General features: G+C 72.2%; 16 protein-coding genes. 12 read left to right on the top strand and 4 right to left on the bottom strand.

Features of this window, described 5'->3' with window-relative positions; genetic code table 11:
- The first annotated feature begins 355 nt into the window (after positions 1-355).
- The gene (locus ACFQ7Q_RS34875) at positions 356-2,008 is read left to right on the top strand and encodes a phospho-sugar mutase (RefSeq protein ID WP_383562323.1); all 1,653 of its coding nucleotides are present in this window, start codon (positions 356-358) and stop codon (positions 2,006-2,008) included.
- A gap of 125 nt (positions 2,009-2,133) precedes the next feature.
- On the opposite strand, the gene ACFQ7Q_RS34870 is transcribed toward ACFQ7Q_RS34875, so the two are convergent.
- Positions 2,134-2,772: a PH domain-containing protein gene (locus ACFQ7Q_RS34870; RefSeq protein ID WP_383562321.1), complete on the bottom strand. Its 639-nt coding sequence runs from the start codon at positions 2,770-2,772 to the stop codon at positions 2,134-2,136.
- A gap of 158 nt (positions 2,773-2,930) precedes the next feature.
- On the opposite strand from ACFQ7Q_RS34870, the gene deoC reads away from it, so the two are divergent.
- The 3 genes from deoC to ACFQ7Q_RS34855 are packed head-to-tail and all read left to right on the top strand — an operon-like array spanning position 2,931 to position 6,206.
- Positions 2,931-3,887, top strand: coding sequence for a deoxyribose-phosphate aldolase (gene deoC, locus ACFQ7Q_RS34865; RefSeq protein WP_383562319.1), 957 nt, complete (start codon positions 2,931-2,933; stop codon positions 3,885-3,887).
- Positions 3,888-3,892: 5 nt separating this feature from the next.
- Complete coding sequence (locus tag ACFQ7Q_RS34860) at positions 3,893-5,329, top strand: aldehyde dehydrogenase family protein (RefSeq protein WP_383562317.1); 1,437 nt, start codon at positions 3,893-3,895, stop codon at positions 5,327-5,329.
- Positions 5,322-6,206, top strand: a complete 885-nt coding sequence (locus ACFQ7Q_RS34855) for an aldehyde dehydrogenase family protein (protein ID WP_383562315.1) — start codon at positions 5,322-5,324, stop codon at positions 6,204-6,206. The genes ACFQ7Q_RS34860 and ACFQ7Q_RS34855 overlap by 8 nt, the downstream gene beginning before the upstream one ends.
- Positions 6,207-6,266: 60 nt before the next feature.
- Here ACFQ7Q_RS34855 and ACFQ7Q_RS34850 read toward each other — a convergent pair whose 3' ends face one another.
- A complete protein-coding gene (locus ACFQ7Q_RS34850) occupies positions 6,267-7,058 on the bottom strand; it encodes a TetR/AcrR family transcriptional regulator (protein WP_383562313.1) in 792 nt (263 codons plus the stop codon).
- A gap of 55 nt (positions 7,059-7,113) precedes the next feature.
- Here ACFQ7Q_RS34850 and ACFQ7Q_RS34845 point away from each other — a divergent pair, with 55 nt between their 5' ends.
- A complete protein-coding gene (locus ACFQ7Q_RS34845; RefSeq protein WP_383562311.1) occupies positions 7,114-7,707 on the top strand; it encodes an NADPH-dependent FMN reductase in 594 nt (197 codons plus the stop codon).
- A 3-nt stretch (positions 7,708-7,710) separates the two neighbouring features.
- Positions 7,711-9,252, top strand: a complete 1,542-nt coding sequence (locus ACFQ7Q_RS34840; protein WP_383562309.1) for an MDR family MFS transporter — start codon at positions 7,711-7,713, stop codon at positions 9,250-9,252.
- Here ACFQ7Q_RS34840 and ACFQ7Q_RS34835 read toward each other — a convergent pair.
- Positions 9,182-9,574 carry a hypothetical protein gene (locus tag ACFQ7Q_RS34835; protein ID WP_383562307.1) on the bottom strand — a complete coding sequence of 131 codons (393 nt, stop codon included), beginning with the start codon at positions 9,572-9,574 and terminating at the stop codon, positions 9,182-9,184. The two genes, ACFQ7Q_RS34840 and ACFQ7Q_RS34835, sit on opposite strands and share 71 nt — an antisense overlap.
- A 54-nt stretch (positions 9,575-9,628) precedes the next feature.
- Between ACFQ7Q_RS34835 and ACFQ7Q_RS34830 the strand changes: the two genes are divergently transcribed.
- Positions 9,629-10,327: a uridine kinase gene (locus tag ACFQ7Q_RS34830; RefSeq protein WP_383562305.1), complete on the top strand. Its 699-nt coding sequence runs from the start codon at positions 9,629-9,631 to the stop codon at positions 10,325-10,327.
- 119 nt (positions 10,328-10,446) lie between these two features.
- On the opposite strand, the gene ACFQ7Q_RS34825 is transcribed toward ACFQ7Q_RS34830, so the two are convergent.
- A complete protein-coding gene (locus ACFQ7Q_RS34825) occupies positions 10,447-11,172 on the bottom strand; it encodes a SigE family RNA polymerase sigma factor (RefSeq protein ID WP_383562303.1) in 726 nt (241 codons plus the stop codon).
- 159 nt (positions 11,173-11,331) lie between these two features.
- Here ACFQ7Q_RS34825 and afsQ1 point away from each other — a divergent pair, with 159 nt between their 5' ends.
- The 5 genes from afsQ1 to ACFQ7Q_RS34800 all read left to right on the top strand — a co-directional run bounded on the left by afsQ1 (position 11,332) and on the right by ACFQ7Q_RS34800 (position 15,093).
- The gene (gene afsQ1 / locus ACFQ7Q_RS34820) at positions 11,332-12,009 is read left to right on the top strand and encodes a two-component system response regulator AfsQ1 (protein WP_175439295.1); all 678 of its coding nucleotides are present in this window, start codon (positions 11,332-11,334) and stop codon (positions 12,007-12,009) included.
- Between the two features lie 8 nt (positions 12,010-12,017).
- Entirely contained in the window at positions 12,018-13,529 is a 1,512-nt protein-coding gene (locus ACFQ7Q_RS34815; protein WP_383562325.1) for an ATP-binding protein, read from the top strand.
- A complete protein-coding gene (locus tag ACFQ7Q_RS34810) occupies positions 13,526-14,140 on the top strand; it encodes a hypothetical protein (protein WP_383562301.1) in 615 nt (204 codons plus the stop codon). The genes ACFQ7Q_RS34815 and ACFQ7Q_RS34810 overlap by 4 nt, the downstream gene beginning before the upstream one ends.
- 77 nt (positions 14,141-14,217) lie before the next feature.
- The gene (locus ACFQ7Q_RS34805; protein WP_383562299.1) at positions 14,218-14,799 is read left to right on the top strand and encodes a VanZ family protein; all 582 of its coding nucleotides are present in this window, start codon (positions 14,218-14,220) and stop codon (positions 14,797-14,799) included.
- Positions 14,800-14,892: 93 nt separating this feature from the next.
- On the top strand, positions 14,893-15,093 hold the full coding sequence (locus ACFQ7Q_RS34800; RefSeq protein WP_336546973.1) for a PspC domain-containing protein: 201 nt from the start codon (positions 14,893-14,895) through the stop codon (positions 15,091-15,093).
- Positions 15,094-15,145 lie beyond the last annotated feature (52 nt).

Here is a 15,145-nt window from a genome sequence, read left to right as displayed (position 1 = left end):
GCCCCAGCGGGCCGCGCGGCGCGAGGGGCGCTGTGGTGGCGCCTCCGACCGCCGGACCGGTCTCGACCCTCCGTCGGCCGGTGCCGCTGCGCGGGGCCCTTTCCCTCACCCCGCCCCTTCCCGTAGCCGGGGCTCCGCCCCGGACCCCGCACCTCGAATTCCCCCTGCGCCCCCGAGGGCGTGGGGAGACGCGGCGGGGCTGAATTCTCAGCCCGCCCGGCGTTTGAGTGCACGGCCGCAGGCCGTACGGGGGCTGGGGGCTCGCCCCCAGTTCGGGAAGAGGCGGGGTGGGGAAAGGCTCCGCGCAGCGCCACCCGCACCGCGCCCTCCCCACTCGCACCCCGAAAGGCACACCGTGACGCAGGACGACCTCCTCGCCCGGGCCCAGACCTGGCTCGCCGAGGACCCCGACAGCGAGACCCGCGAGGAGCTCGCCAAGCTCATCGAGGCGGGTGAGACCGACGAGCTCGCCGCCCGCTTCGCCGGCACGCTCCAGTTCGGCACCGCCGGACTCCGCGGCGAGCTGGGCGCGGGCCCGATGCGGATGAACCGCTCGGTGGTCATCAGGGCCGCCGCGGGACTCGCCGCGTACCTCAGGGCCAAGGGCCAGGGCGAAGGTCTGGTCGTGATCGGCTACGACGCCCGCTACAAGTCGGCCGACTTCGCCCGTGACACCGCCGCCGTGATGATCGGCGCCGGACTGCGCGCCGCCCTGCTCCCCCGCCCGCTGCCGACGCCCGTGCTCGCGTACGCCATAAGGCACCTGGGCGCCGTCGCCGGCGTCGAGGTCACCGCGAGCCACAACCCGCCGCGCGACAACGGCTACAAGGTCTATCTGGGCGACGGCTCGCAGATCGTGCCGCCCGCGGACGCGGAGATCGCCGCCGAGATCGACGCGGTGCGCTCGCTGGAGGACGTCCCGCGCCCCGCCGACGGCTGGGAGACCCTCGGCGACGAGGTCCTGGACGCCTACCTGGCCCGTACCGACGCCGTCCTGACCCCCGGCTCCCCCCGTGGCGTGCGGACCGTCTACACGGCCATGCACGGCGTCGGCAAGGACGTCCTGACGGCCGCCTTCGCCCGCGCCGGTTTCCCGGCGCCGGCGCTCGTCGCCGAGCAGGCCGAGCCCGACCCGGCGTTCCCGACCGTCGCCTTCCCGAACCCGGAGGAGCCGGGCGCGATGGACCTCGCCTTCGAGGCGGCCCGCGCCGTGGCCCCGGACATCGTGATCGCCAACGACCCGGACGCCGACCGCTGCGCCGTGGCCGTGCCCGACCCGCGGGTCGAGGGCGGCTGGCGGATGCTGCGCGGTGACGAGGTGGGCGCGCTGCTCGCCGCCCACCTGGTGCACAAGGGCGCGCGGGGCGTGTTCGCGGAGTCGATCGTGTCCTCCTCGCTGCTCGGCCGGATCGCCGAGGCGGCGGGCGTCGGCTACGAGGAGACCCTGACCGGCTTCAAGTGGATCGCCCGTGTGGACGGTCTGCGGTACGGCTACGAGGAGGCGCTGGGCTACTGCGTCGACCCCGAGGGCGTCCGCGACAAGGACGGCATCACGGCGGCGCTGCTCGTCGCCGAGCTGGCCTCGGAGCTCAAGGAGCAGGACCGGACGCTGACGGACCTCCTGGACGACCTGGCGGTGGCCCACGGGCTGCACGCCACGGACCAGCTGTCGGTGCGGGTCGAGGACCTGAGCATCATCGCGAACGCGATGAGCGCGCTGCGGTCGCGTCCGCCGGTCCACCTCGCGGGGCTGACGGTGACGACGGCTGAGGACCTGACGAAGGGCACCGACTCGCTGCCCCCGACGGACGGTCTGCGCTACTACCTGGAGGGCGACTACAAGGCCCGGGTGATCGTCCGCCCCTCCGGCACCGAGCCCAAGCTCAAGTGCTACCTGGAGGTCGTGATCCCGGTGGCCGACGCGAGCGAGCTCGCGGCGGCCCGCGCGAAGGGCGCCGAGGTGCTCTCCGCGATCAAGCGGGACCTGTCGGACGCGGCCGGTCTCTGAGCCCCACCGGGCGGGGCCCGTACGGAATCGGTTCCGTACGGGCCCCGCGCCGTTCGGCACCGGTTCGTACGGTCCCGCTCCGCTCCCGTACGGGTGAACCCGGTACGGAGCCGCCGCGAGGCGCCTCAGCCGGTGGCGAGCAGGACGACCAGCAGGACGAAGCCCGCGACGGCCGGTGTGATGACCTCGTACGCCCAGCGCACCCGCGGCTCCCCCTGGGCACCCGGGCGGGTCGCGCAGCGCTCGGCGAGATCGCGCAGGTCGGCGACGGTCTGGTCGGCCGGGGCGAGGCGGTCCTGGTCGTCCACGTGCGCGTGGACGGAGGTGCGGCCGTGCGGGTCGTCCTGGGCGGCGCGCGCCTGGCGGCGGGCCGCCCGCTTACGCTGGCGCAGCGAGACGGGGACGGCCCAGAGCTGGTACTTCGTCCCGTCCCGGGTCAGCACCTCGCTGGAGTACCCGGCACGGACGTCGGCCACCGCCGCCCAGGGCAGGACGATGGAGCGGAAGGGGTTGCGGATCCGGAGGCGGTCCTCGTTCGCGTTCACCATGGGCCGGATCGTGAACGCCACGACGAGCGGCACGACGAACAGCAGACCCGCGAGGGCCACCCAGGGCGCGCGCCCCTCGCCGCGGATCATCGCGTCCACGCAGAACCATCCGGTCAGCCCGAGCAGCAGGACTCCGCCCGCGATGCCCATGGACGACCGGAAGACCCGGTCGGCGTAGGTCGGCTCGGCGGGCTGCTGCGGGGGCTGGGTCGTCATGGTGCCGATTCTGCCTCACCGGATCCGGGCGGGCTCGGGCGGAGTGAGCGGCCCCGCGAACCCCCCGGCGCGCCCCTTTCGGAGGCCCCGGCGGACCCCTTCGGAAACCGCGGGGCTGTACAGGTCGCTACGCGCGTAGATATGCTCGACTGGTGACCATGCCCACCACTGCATCCGCAGCACCCGCATTTGCCGACGTAACGACGTCCGACAGTGCGCTGCGCCGCTTCCTCCACGGGCTGCCCGGCGTCGACGCCGTCGGCCTGGAGGCGCGCGCCGCGTCCCTCGGCACCCGCTCGATCAAGACCACGGCGAAGGCGTACGCCATCGACCTGGCCATCTCCATGATCGACCTGACGACGCTCGAAGGCGCGGACACCCCGGGCAAGGTCCGGGCGCTCGCCGCCAAGGCCGTCAACCCCGACCCGTCCGACCGCACGACCCCGACGACCGCCGCCGTCTGTGTCTACCCCGACATGGTGGCCACGGCGAAGGAGGCCGTGAAGGGCTCCGGCGTCAAGGTCGCCTCCGTCGCCACGGCCTTCCCGGCCGGCCGCGCCGCCCTCCCCGTGAAGCTCGCGGACACCCGTGACGCCGTCGCCGCGGGCGCCGACGAGATCGACATGGTGATCGACCGCGGCGCGTTCCTGGCGGGGAACTACATGAAGGTCTACGAAGAGATCCTGGCGGTGAAGGAAGCCTCCGGCGAGGCCCGCCTCAAGGTCATCTTCGAGACCGGCGAGCTGTCCACGTACGACAACATCCGCCGCGCCTCCTGGCTCGGCATGATGGCCGGCGCGGACTTCATCAAGACCTCGACCGGCAAGGTCGCGGTCAACGCCACCCCCGCCAACACGCTCCTGATGCTGGAAGCCGTGCGCGACTTCCGCGCGCAGACCGGCGTCCAGGTCGGCGTGAAGCCGGCGGGCGGCATCCGCAACACCAAGGAAGCCATCAAGTTCCTGGTCCTGGTCAACGAGACCGTCGGCGGGGACTGGCTGGACAACCACTGGTTCCGCTTCGGTGCCTCCAGCCTGCTCAACGACCTGCTCATGCAGCGTCAGAAGCTGGCGACCGGCCGCTACTCCGGCCCCGATTACGTGACGGTGGACTGATCATCATGGCATCTGTATTCGAGTACGCACCGGCGCCCGAGTCCCGGTCCGTCGTCGACATCGCTCCCTCGTACGGCCTGTTCATCGACGGCGAGTTCGTCGACGCGGCCGACGGCAAGGTCTTCAAGACCGTCTCCCCCGCCACCGAGGAGGTCCTCGCCGAGGTCGCCCAGGCCGGCGCCGAGGACGTCGACCGCGCGGTGAAGGCGGCCCGCAAGGCCTTCGAGAAGTGGTCGGCGCTGCCCGGCGCCGAGCGCGCCAAGTACCTCTTCCGGATCGCCCGGATCATCCAGGAGCGCAGCCGTGAGCTGGCCGTCCTGGAGACCCTGGACAACGGAAAGCCGATCAAGGAGACCCGCGACGCGGACCTCCCGCTGGTCGCCGCGCACTTCTTCTACTACGCGGGCTGGGCCGACAAGCTCGACCACGCGGGCTACGGCGCCGACCCGCGCCCGCTCGGCGTGGCCGGCCAGGTCATCCCGTGGAACTTCCCGCTGCTCATGCTGGCGTGGAAGATCGCCCCGGCGCTCGCGACCGGCAACACGGTCGTCCTGAAGCCCGCCGAGACGACCCCGCTCTCCGCCCTGTTCTTCGCGGACATCTGCCGCCAGGCCGGGCTGCCGAAGGGCGTCGTCAACATCCTCCCTGGTTACGGGGAGACGGGCGCCGCGCTGGTCGAGCACCCCGACGTGAACAAGGTCGCCTTCACCGGTTCGACCGCGGTCGGCAAGTCCATCGCGCGCTCGATCGCCGGCACGCACAAGAAGGTCACCCTGGAGCTGGGCGGCAAGGGCGCCAACATCGTCTTCGACGACGCGCCCATCGACCAGGCCGTCGAGGGCATCGTCAACGGCATCTTCTTCAACCAGGGCCAGGTCTGCTGCGCGGGCTCGCGCCTCCTGGTGCAGGAGTCGGTCCAGGACGAGCTGCTCGACAGCCTGAAGCGGCGGCTCTCCACCCTCCGCCTCGGCGACCCGCTGGACAAGAACACGGACATCGGCGCCATCAACTCGGCCGAGCAGCTGTCCCGTATCCACGCGCTGGTGGAGAAGGGCGAGTCGGAGGGCGCCGAGCGCTGGTCCCCGGCCTGCGAGCTGCCGTCCGCCGGCTACTGGTTCGCCCCGACGCTCTTCACCAACGTCACGCAGGCGCACACCGTCGCCCGCGACGAGATCTTCGGCCCGGTCCTGTCCGTGCTGACCTTCCGTACGCCGGACGAGGCGGTCGCCAAGGCCAACAACAGCCAGTACGGCCTGTCGGCCGGCATCTGGACGGAGAAGGGCTCGCGGATCCTCGCCGTGGCCAACAAGCTCCGGGCCGGTGTCGTCTGGGCCAACACGTTCAACAAGTTCGACCCGACCTCGCCCTTCGGCGGCTACAAGGAGTCGGGCTTCGGCCGCGAGGGCGGTCGCCACGGCCTGGAGGCGTACCTCGATGTCTGACCGTCTTTCCGTCTTCAAGACCTACAAGCTGTACGTGGGCGGGAAGTTCCCGCGTTCCGAGAGCGGCCGGGTGTACGAAGTGCAGGACAGCAAGGGCAAGTGGCTGGCCAACGCTCCCCTCTCGTCCCGCAAGGACGCCCGTGACGCGGTCGTCGCCGCGCGCAAGGCGTTCGGCGGCTGGTCGGGCGCCACGGCGTACAACCGCGGCCAGGTCCTCTACCGCATCGCCGAGATGCTGGAGGGCCGCCGGGACCAGTTCGTCGCCGAGGTGGCGGACGCGGAGGGCCTGTCGAAGTCCAAGGCCGCCGCGGTCGTCGACGCGGCGATCGACCGCTGGGTCTGGTACGCCGGCTGGACGGACAAGATCGCCCAGATCGTGGGCGGCGCGAACCCGGTCGCCGGCCCGTACTTCAACCTGTCGACCCCGGAGCCCACGGGCGTCGTGACGGTCGTTGCCCCGCAGGACTCGTCCTTCCTCGGCCTGATCTCCGTCGTCGCCCCGGTGATCGCGACGGGCAACACGGTCGTGGTCATCGCCTCGGAGAAGGCGCCGCTGCCGGCCCTGTCCCTGGGCGAGGTGCTGGCCACCTCCGACCTGCCGGGCGGTGTCGTCAACATCCTCTCCGGCAAGGCGTCGGAGATGGGCCCGCACCTGGCGGCCCACCAGGACGTCAACGCGATCGACCTGACGGGCGCGGACGCGAATCTGGCGCGCGAGCTGGAGATCGCGGCGGCGGACAACCTCAAGCGCGTCCTGCGCCCGCGCGCGGTGGACTTCACCGAGTCCCCCGGCACGGACCGCCTGACGGCCTTCCTGGAGACGAAGACGGTCTGGCACCCGACGGGCTCGCTGGGCGCGAGCGGCTCGGCGTACTAGCACCGCGACGAACGGCCCCCGGGGTGCACCCGGGGGCCGTTCGCCATGCCCGCCCGCCCGTCAAGCCCCGCCGCGCTCCACGAGCCCGGCCAGCCCGTCGAGGACGCATTCGAGCCCCGTCTCGAACTGCCACTTCGCGTCGTCCTTCCGCGCCGCCGCCTCCGTGTAGCGCCGGAACGTCGGGTACCTCCCCGTCTCCATCAGGTAGCGCATCTGCGGCGCGAGCGCCCGCCGCGTCTCGTCGGGGCTCTCCCAGCCCTGTTCCCGCATGTACTGGGCCAGGGCCACCTCCGCCTGCGTCGCCCCCTGCACGAAGCTGCTGACCGTGCGGAACGCGGCCATCATCGTGTCGACGTCGAGGCCCTGCCCGTCCAGTGACGCCAACTGACGCTCCGCCGCGGCCATCCGGTTCGGCGTGAGCGCGAAGAGCGGCATGGGCAGCTGGGCCAGCCAGGGGTGCCGCACCATCATCGTGCGGGTCCGCACCGCGTACGCGCGCAGGGTCTCCCGCCAGCTCCCCGGCGGCTCCGCCGGCTCCATCTCGGCCGACACGCGGTCGACCATCAGGGCCCACAGGTCGTCCTTGCCGGAGACATGCCGGTAGGCCGCCATGGGCGCCACACCCAGCTCGGTCGCGATCCGCCGCATGGTGACGGCCGCGAACCCCTCGCGGTCGGCCAGGTCGACGGCGACCTCGGCGATCCGCTGCGGGGTCAGGGACGCGCGCGGCGCGGCCTGCGGCCGGTCCAGTCGCTCCCACAGCGAGACCTCTTCCGTCTCGTCCTCTTTCGCCACGACGGCCTCCCTCTCCTCGCGTACAGCGTATGCCTGGTAGACGGCGTACACACTCACGTGTACGTTGTACACGCAGAAGATACGTCGTACACATCCACGTACCGGGGGACCCATGCACCCGCACCCGCTCCACGTCGCCGTGATCCAGGGCTCCACCCGCGACGGCCGCCTCGGCCCCGTCGTCGCGAACTGGCTGCTCGCCCACGCCGCCGCCCGCACCGACATGACCGTCGACCTGATCGACCTCGCCGAGACCCCGCTGCCCGCCGTCTTCCCGCAGCTCGGCCAGGCCCCGGCCGCCGCGGAGGACCGCTCACTCCTCGCCGCCGTCTCCCCGCGCCTCGCCGCCGCCGACGCCTTCGTCGTCGTCACGCCCGAGTACAACCACAGCTATCCCGCCTCCCTGAAGAACGCCATCGACTGGCACAACAAGGAGTGGCACGCCAAGCCCGTCGGCTTCGTCGCGTACGGCGGCTTCTCCGCCGGCCTGCGCGCGGTCGAGCACCTGCGGGGGGTCTTCGCCGAACTGCACGCCGTCACCATCCGCGAGGCCGTGGGACTCCAGGGGGTCTGGAGCCGGTTCGACCAGGAGGGCAGGGCCACCGACCCCGCGACGGACGTCGCGGCCAAGGCGATGCTCGACCAACTCGCCTGGTGGGGCGAGGCACTTCGCGACGCCCGCGCCAAGAAGCCCTACGCGGCCTGAGCCATGACGACGCCCCGCGACACCGAAGCGCGCATCCCCTACCTGGGGATCACCGGGCTCATGCTCGGCATCGTCCTCGCCACCCTCGACGGCACCATCGTCGGCACGGCGCTGCCCACGATCGTCGGCGAGCTCGGCGGCCTCGACCACCTCTCCTGGGTGGTCACCTCCTACCTCCTCACCACCGCCGTCGCGACCCCCCTCTGGGGCAAGATCGGCGATCTCTACGGCCGCAAGGGCAGCTACCTCGCCTCCGTCGCCGTCTTCCTCCTCGGCTCGGTCCTCTCCGGACTCGCCCAGAGCATGGGGCAGCTCATCGCGTTCCGGGCGCTGCAAGGAATCGGCGCGGGCGGCCTGATGGTCGGCGCGTTCGCGCTCATCGGAGTGCTCGTGGCGCCCCGCGACAGTGCCAAGGTGCAGTCGATCAGCGCCGCGATGCTGCCGGTCGCGTTCGTCGGCGGCCCGCTGCTCGGCGGCTTCCTCACCGATCACCTCGACTGGCGGTGGGCCTTCTACGTCAACGTGCCCGTCGGTCTCGCAGCCCTGCTGATCGTCGGGACCGGCATCCGCGTGCGCACCGAGCGGGTCAAGGCCCGCGTCGACTGGCCCGGCGCCCTGCTGCTCACCCTCGGAATCCTCGCGCTGTCCCTCCTGGCGAGCTGGGCAGGCACCACCTACGCCTGGACCTCACCGCAGATCCTCGGCCTGGGCATCGTCTCGGCAGCCGCCCTCGCCCTCTTCGTACGGGTGGAGCGACGGGCCGTGGAGCCGGTCATCCCGCCCCGCCTCTTCCGAAGCCGCGACTTCACCCTCGCGCAGCTCCTCAGCTTCCTCGTCGGCGCGGGGATGCTCGCGGCGATGAACTATCTGCCGCAGTACCTGCAGTTCGCGCGCGGCCGGTCGTCCACGGCGAGCGGGATGCTCCTGCTGCCGCTGATGCTGGGGATGCTCGTCGTCCAGCTGGCGACCGGCCGCGCCATCGGCCGCACCGGCCGCTATCGCGCCTATCCGATCCTCGGCGGCGCGCTGATGACCGCCGGCGCGCTCGTCCTGCTCGCGCTCGACGTCGACACCCCGACCGCCGTCGCCTCCGCGCTCACCCTCGTCATCGGGACGGGCATGGGGTTCCTCATGCAGTCGACGCTGCTGATCACGATGAACAGCGCCGATCCGCGCGACATGGGAGCGGCCGCCGGGACCGTCACCCTCGTCCGCACGATCGGCGGCTCGCTCGGCGTCGCGATGCTCGGCGCGGTCTTCACCGCCCGTCTCGCCGGCGCGGACACCCGGCTGACCCCGGCCCGGCTGCGGGAGTCGCCCGCGCCCGAACGGGAGGCGTTCGCGGCGGCGGTGACGAGCGGGCTGCACGGGGTGCTCCTCGGCACGGCCGTGCTGGCCGCGCTCGCCTTCGCCGTGTCCTGGTTCGTACGGGAGATCCCTCTGCGGACCGCGCCCGGCACCGTCCCCGACGACGCTAGTTCGCCGGAAGCAGCCCCGTCACCTCACCGACCAGCGGCAGATCGTCCAGCCCGCCGCCCTTCGTGACGTGGTCCGTCACCAGGTTCGTGCCCACGGGCTTGAAGTCGGCGACCTGGGTGCCGACCCCGTTGTCCAGCGGGTCGACACCGGTGTTCGCCAGCGGGTCGAGCTGGAGGCTGGTCAGCGGGCCGACGGCGTGGCCGGTGGCCCCGAGGGCCGCCACCACGTCGCTGCCGGCGAGCGCGTCGACCGGCAGCGGCAGCGGGGCGGCCGCCTGGGCGCCGGCGGCGCCCAGACCGAGCACCGCCGCTCCCGCCGCCGTCGCGGTCAGCCCGGCCTTCAGCAGGGCGCCGCGGCCGGGGGTCCTGGATTGCTTGTGACGCGCCATGAGAGTCCTTCAGCGTTGGGTAATCAGGGCGACACCGAGCGTAGTTGAGGTGTGATGCTCGATACCAACCCCCTCCCTCGGGGGTCCCCTGCCCGGGGGAATGCTTCACACTGGTGTCCCGTGAGTTCCCTACCGATCCCGACCCGCGTCGTCCTGCTCGCGGGCCCCTCAGGCTCCGGCAAGTCGTCCCTCGCCGCCGTCACCGGTCTCCCGGTCCTGCGCCTCGACGACTTCTACAAGGAGGCCGACGACCCGACGCTCCCGCTCGTCGCGGGCAGCGCCGACATCGACTGGGACTCTCCGCGTTCCTGGGACGCGGACGCCGCCGTCGCCGCGATCGTGGAGCTGTGCCGTACGGGCCGTACGGACGTCCCCGTGTACGACCTCGCCACCAGCTCGCGCGTGGGCCGCGAAGCCCTCGACATCGGGCGGACGCCGCTGTTCGTCGCGGAGGGTATCTTCGCCGCGGACGTGGTGGAGCGCTGCCAGGACCTCGGCGTGCTCGCCGACGCGCTGTGTCTGCGCGGCCGCCCCTCGACGACGTTCCGCCGCCGGCTCCTGCGGGATCTCAAGGAGGGCCGCAAGTCGGTCCCGTTCCTGCTGCGCCGCGGCTGGCGCCTCATGCGCTCCGAGCGCTCCATCGTGGCCCGCCAGACCGAACTGGGCGCCCACCCCTGCGCCAAGGACGAGGCCCTGGGCCGCCTGGCGGCGGCAGCGGCCGGCCGCCACCGGACACCGGCGGCACGGGCGTAACGAGGGTCGGGACAACGAGAAACGCGGGTCGTACAAGCCCCCCCGGCTTGTCCGACCCGCGCTGTTTCCCCCCCGTACCCCCGTACGTCCCCCGTGTTTCCCCCGTTGCCCCCCTGCCTTCAGGCCACCAGCTCGCCGAAGGACTCCTCCTCGTCACGGCCGAAGCTCAGGACCTCGTCCTCGCGCAGCCGGCGCAGGGAGCGCCAGATGCTCGACTTCACCGTGCCGACACTGATGTCCAGGATCTCCGCGATCTCCGGATCCGTACGGCCCTCGTAGTAGCGCAGCACCAGCATCGTGCGCTGGAGCTCGGGCAGCCGGGCCAGGGCCTGCCACAGCACCGCCCGCAGCTCGGTCCCCCGCATCGCGTCCGTGTCGCCCGCCGTCTCCGGCAGCTCCTCGGTGGGGTACTCGTTGAGCTTGCGCCGACGCCAGGCGCTGATGTGCAGATTGGTCATGGTGCGGCGCAGGTAGCCGCCCACGGCCGCCTTGTCGCTGATCCGGTCCCAGGCGCGGTACGTCGAGAACAGCGCGCTCTGGAGCAGGTCCTCCGCCTCGAAACGGTCACCGGTCAGGTGGTAGGCGGTGGCGTACAGGGAGGCACGACGCTCCTGGACGTAGGCGGTGAACTCCGCCTCCGACAGAGACTGTCGCTCCCCCGAGACCTCCCCGTACGCCGCTCCCCCGTCAGCCACGGCGACCATGTACGGCGCCTTGTGCTGACGCCCGACGCTGCGAACGCACCCCCGCCCGTTCACCGCGCCGGACTTCTCCGGGCTCCGCACGACGACATCGTGGAGACGCGTGACTACTGCGCTCGAGGTGGTGCTGTGCAGTGCGTTCATCTCGCGCCCCCCGTCGGTTGGAGTGGGTTTCTGTCCGTGTGCCAAGAAGCTTGCCCGGCCCACTTCATCGCGGTGTCCGCCGACTGTCACAGCCGTGTCACAGGGGTCGATGACGCCGCACAGTCGAACTCCGATGGCTCATGGGACAGAATGGCGTCCGTGCCTTTCCTGTTGCTGATCGAGGACGACGACGCCATCCGCACGGCCCTCGAGCTCTCCCTGTCACGCCAGGGCCACCGAGTGGCCACCGCGGCGACGGGCGAGGACGGCCTGAAACTGCTGCGCGAGCAGCGTCCGGACCTGGTCGTCCTGGACGTCATGCTGCCCGGGATCGACGGCTTCGAGGTGTGCCGGCGCATCCGGCGCACCGACCAGCTGCCGATCATCCTGCTGACCGCGCGAAGCGACGACATCGACGTGGTCGTCGGCCTGGAGTCCGGAGCGGACGACTATGTCGTCAAGCCGGTCCAGGGGCGGGTCCTCGACGCCCGGATCCGGGCCGTACTGCGGCGCGGGGAGCGGGAGTCCACGGACTCGGCGACGTTCGGCTCGCTGGTCATCGACCGTTCGGCGATGACGGTGACGAAGAACGGGGAGGATCTCCAGCTCACGCCGACCGAGCTGCGACTGCTCCTGGAGCTGAGCCGACGGCCCGGACAGGCCCTGTCGCGCCAGCAGTTGCTGCGCCTGGTGTGGGAGCACGACTACCTGGGCGACTCGCGTCTGGTGGACGCCTGCGTCCAGCGACTGCGCGCCAAGGTGGAGGACGTGCCGTCCTCGCCGACCCTGATCCGTACCGTGCGCGGCGTCGGCTACCGACTGGACGTCCCTGCGTGAGAAGAGGGATGTTCGCGGGGCTGCGCTTCACCAGCCTGCGCCTGCGGCTGGTCGTCGTCTTCGCCCTGGTGGCGCTGACGGCCGCCGTGTCCGCCTCCGGGATCGCGTACTGGCTGAACCGCGAGGCGGTCCTGACACGTACGCAGGACGGAGCGCTGAACGACTTCCGGCAGGAGATGCAGAACCGGGCGGCGACGCTGCCGCTGCAGCCCACCGAGGAGGACCTGCGGCGCACGGCCGAGCAGATGGCGGGCGGCAGCTCGGGCTACAGCGTGCTGCTGCTCGGGGAGCGGGACGCGGGCAAGCCGATCATCGGGGCCTCGAACCCGGACACCTTCACGCTGGCCGACGTACCGGACGCGCTGCGGGACCAGGTGGAGGCCGAGCAGCCCCTCGCGGACGGCAACGCCTATCCATACCACCTGTTCTGGCAGCGCACGCAGCGCGGCCAGACGCCGTACCTGGTGGGCGGGGCGAAGGTCGACGGCGGCGGGCCGACCGGCTACATGTTCAAGTCCCTGGACGCCGAGCGGGCGGACCTGAACTCGCTCGCCTGGTCCCTGGGGATCGCGACCGCGCTCGCGCTCGTCGGCTCCGCGCTGCTCGCGCAGGCCGCCGCCACGACCGTCCTGCGGCCGGTGCACCGGCTGGGCGAGGCGGCTCGGCGGCTGGGCGAGGGCAAGCTCGACACCCGGCTGCGGGTCTCGGGCACGGACGAACTGGCGGATCTGTCACGGACGTTCAACAGCGCCGCGGAATCCCTGCAGAAGAAGGTCGACGACATGAGCGCGCGGGAGGAGTCCAGCCGGCGCTTCGTCGCGGACATGTCCCATGAGCTGCGCACACCCCTGACCGCGCTGACGGCCGTCACCGAGGTCCTGGAGGACGAGCAGGACTCCCTCGACCCGATGATCGCGCCGGCCGTGGCGCTCGTGGTGAGCGAGACACGGCGGCTGAACGACCTGGTGGAGAACCTGATGGAGGTGACCCGCTTCGACGCGGGCACCGCGCGGCTCGTCTCCGACGACGTCGACGTGGCCGACCAGGTCACCGCGTGCATCGACGCCCGCGCCTGGCTGGACGCCGTGGAGCTGGACGCCGAGCGCGGGATCATGGCGCGGCTCGATCCGCGCCGGCTCGACGTGATCCTCGCGAACCTCATCGGCAACGCGCTCAAGCACGGCGGATCGCCGGTGCGGGTGGCGATCCGTACGGAGGACGGCGAGCTGGTGATCGAGGTACGGGACCACGGTCCGGGCATCCCGGAGGAGGTCCTGCCGCATGTCTTCGACCGCTTCTACAAGGCGAGCGCGTCCCGGCCGCGCTCGGAGGGCAGCGGTCTGGGTCTGTCGATCGCCATGGAGAACGCGCTGATCCACGGCGGTTCGATCACCGCCGCGAACTCGCCGGACGGCGACGGCGCGGTGTTCGTCCTGCGCCTTCCGCAGGACGCCGACGCCGATGCCGACAAGGACGCCGACGCGGCCGGCGGCGAGCAGGGCGAGGTGGAGGAGAGTTGAGCCGGCTTCGCCGTACGGGAGTCCTGGCGGCGGCCTGCGTGGCCGTCGCGCTCGCCTCCGGATGCGGGATCAGGACGACATCGGTGCCCGTCGACGCGGGTCCGGCGCCTTCGCGGGTGCCGTGCAGCGTGTCGGGCGACGAGGTCGCCTCGCAGACCTCGGGGGTGCCGGTCCAGGTGTTCCTGCTCTGCGGCTCGCAGCTGGAGGCGGTGGACCGCAGGTCGCCGCTGCCCGAGGAGAAGGTCGACGGGGACCGGGTGCGGACCGCGTCGACGCTGCTCACGCAGCTGCTGAGCGAGCCGTCGGACGGAGAGCGGGAGGCCGGGTTCTCCACGGCGGTGAAGGGGCCGCTGGTCGTCGCCGGCGGCCACAAGGGCGATCCCGCGGACACGCTGCGGCTGAGCAGGCAGCCCGAGGACCTGACGCCGACGGCCCTCGCGCAGATCGTCTGCACCTTCGCACGGAGCTCGGCGGGCGCGGGCGGGGACACCGTGGTCCTCGGCGGCCCCGGCGGCTATCCGCCGCACCGCTACCGGTGCACGGCCGAGCTGAGGGAGCGCCCCGAGTCGGCGGCCCCGACGCTCGCGGCCCCGGAACCGTCGGCGTCCTGAGCCCGAGCCGGTCGCCCGTGTCGAGCCGGCGCGCGGGCGGCGGAACCGATTCCGGCACGGGGCGCGTCTTGGGGGGCGTGCAGCGTCAAGGTTCGGGCGGCAGTGCCGCCGTGGTCGTACGCGTGGCGGGGTTCGTCTTCCTCCTCGCGCATCTGCTCCTCGTCGCCTGGGTGACACTCCGCCCACGCGACGTGGCCTGGGTGACGGCGCCGAACCTGACCCCGTTCGCCGGGATCAAGGCCGATCTGGCGCTCGATCCGACAGAGGCGGCCCGGCGGATCGGTGGAGGGCTGCTGCTCCTGGCCCCGCTCGGTGTCCTGCTCCCGATGGCCGACGGCCGGCTCCATGTGTCGCCGTTGGCCTCCCTGGCCCGCACCGTCGCCGCCGGAGCACTGATCTCCCTCGCCGTCGAACTGCTCCAGACCGCCGTGCCCGGGCAGGTCGTGGACATCGACTCGTTGCTCCTGAACACCGCGGGGGTGGCGCTGGCCCATCTGCTGGTGGTCCCGGCGGGCCGGGCGCGGCTACGCCGCAGGAGGGGCCCACACGCGGGCCGGTCCCCCTCCGGGACCAGGCGGGGTCGGGGTTCGGCCCTGCTGCGGGATGAGGGTTCTCAGGGGGCTACCCCGACGATTCCCAGGGTCGGGATCGCACCGTAGACCGACGCTTTGTCCCCCCGGCCGGAGCGAGTATGGAGTCATCGGGAGCCCGACGGAGCGGCTCCCGGGAGATACCTCTCGAAGGAGCCCACCATGGCCGCACTTGCCCGCCCCCGTGACGGACGCATGATCGGCGGAGTGTGCGCAGCGCTGGCACGGCGCTTCGGCACCTCGGCCACCACCATGCGGGTCATCTTCCTCGTCTCGTGCCTGCTGCCCGGTCCGCAGTTCCTGCTGTACCTGGCGCTGTGGCTGCTGCTGCCGACCGAGAAGTCGGCGAGCACGGCCTGGTAGGGGCACACCACCCCACACGCCGATGGGGCGCGTACCCGGACCGGGTGCGCGC

Source organism: Streptomyces sp. NPDC056527, from assembly GCF_042794475.1.
Classification (GTDB): domain Bacteria; phylum Actinomycetota; class Actinomycetes; order Streptomycetales; family Streptomycetaceae; genus Streptomyces.
Note: the sequence above shows the minus strand (reverse complement) of the source record. Positions and strands in the feature narration are given on the sequence as shown.

What these genes read in the sequence shown, in the direction of transcription:
- ACFQ7Q_RS34870 (WP_383562321.1), bottom strand. Translation starts at nt 2,772, where the DNA reads ATGACGACCCAGCCCCCGCAGCAGCCCGCCGAGCCGACCTACGCCGAC.
- deoC (WP_383562319.1), top strand. Translation starts at nt 2,931, where the DNA reads ATGCCCACCACTGCATCCGCAGCACCCGCATTTGCCGACGTAACGACG.
- ACFQ7Q_RS34860 (WP_383562317.1), top strand. Translation starts at nt 3,893, where the DNA reads ATGGCATCTGTATTCGAGTACGCACCGGCGCCCGAGTCCCGGTCCGTC.
- ACFQ7Q_RS34855 (WP_383562315.1), top strand. Translation starts at nt 5,322, where the DNA reads ATGTCTGACCGTCTTTCCGTCTTCAAGACCTACAAGCTGTACGTGGGC.
- ACFQ7Q_RS34845 (WP_383562311.1), top strand. Translation starts at nt 7,114, where the DNA reads ATGCACCCGCACCCGCTCCACGTCGCCGTGATCCAGGGCTCCACCCGC.
- ACFQ7Q_RS34840 (WP_383562309.1), top strand. Translation starts at nt 7,711, where the DNA reads ATGACGACGCCCCGCGACACCGAAGCGCGCATCCCCTACCTGGGGATC.
- ACFQ7Q_RS34835 (WP_383562307.1), bottom strand. Translation starts at nt 9,574, where the DNA reads ATGGCGCGTCACAAGCAATCCAGGACCCCCGGCCGCGGCGCCCTGCTG.
- ACFQ7Q_RS34830 (WP_383562305.1), top strand. Translation starts at nt 9,629, where the DNA reads ATGCTCGATACCAACCCCCTCCCTCGGGGGTCCCCTGCCCGGGGGAAT.
- ACFQ7Q_RS34825 (WP_383562303.1), bottom strand. Translation starts at nt 11,172, where the DNA reads ATGAACGCACTGCACAGCACCACCTCGAGCGCAGTAGTCACGCGTCTC.
- ACFQ7Q_RS34815 (WP_383562325.1), top strand. Translation starts at nt 12,018, where the DNA reads ATGTTCGCGGGGCTGCGCTTCACCAGCCTGCGCCTGCGGCTGGTCGTC.
- ACFQ7Q_RS34800 (WP_336546973.1), top strand. Translation starts at nt 14,893, where the DNA reads ATGGCCGCACTTGCCCGCCCCCGTGACGGACGCATGATCGGCGGAGTG.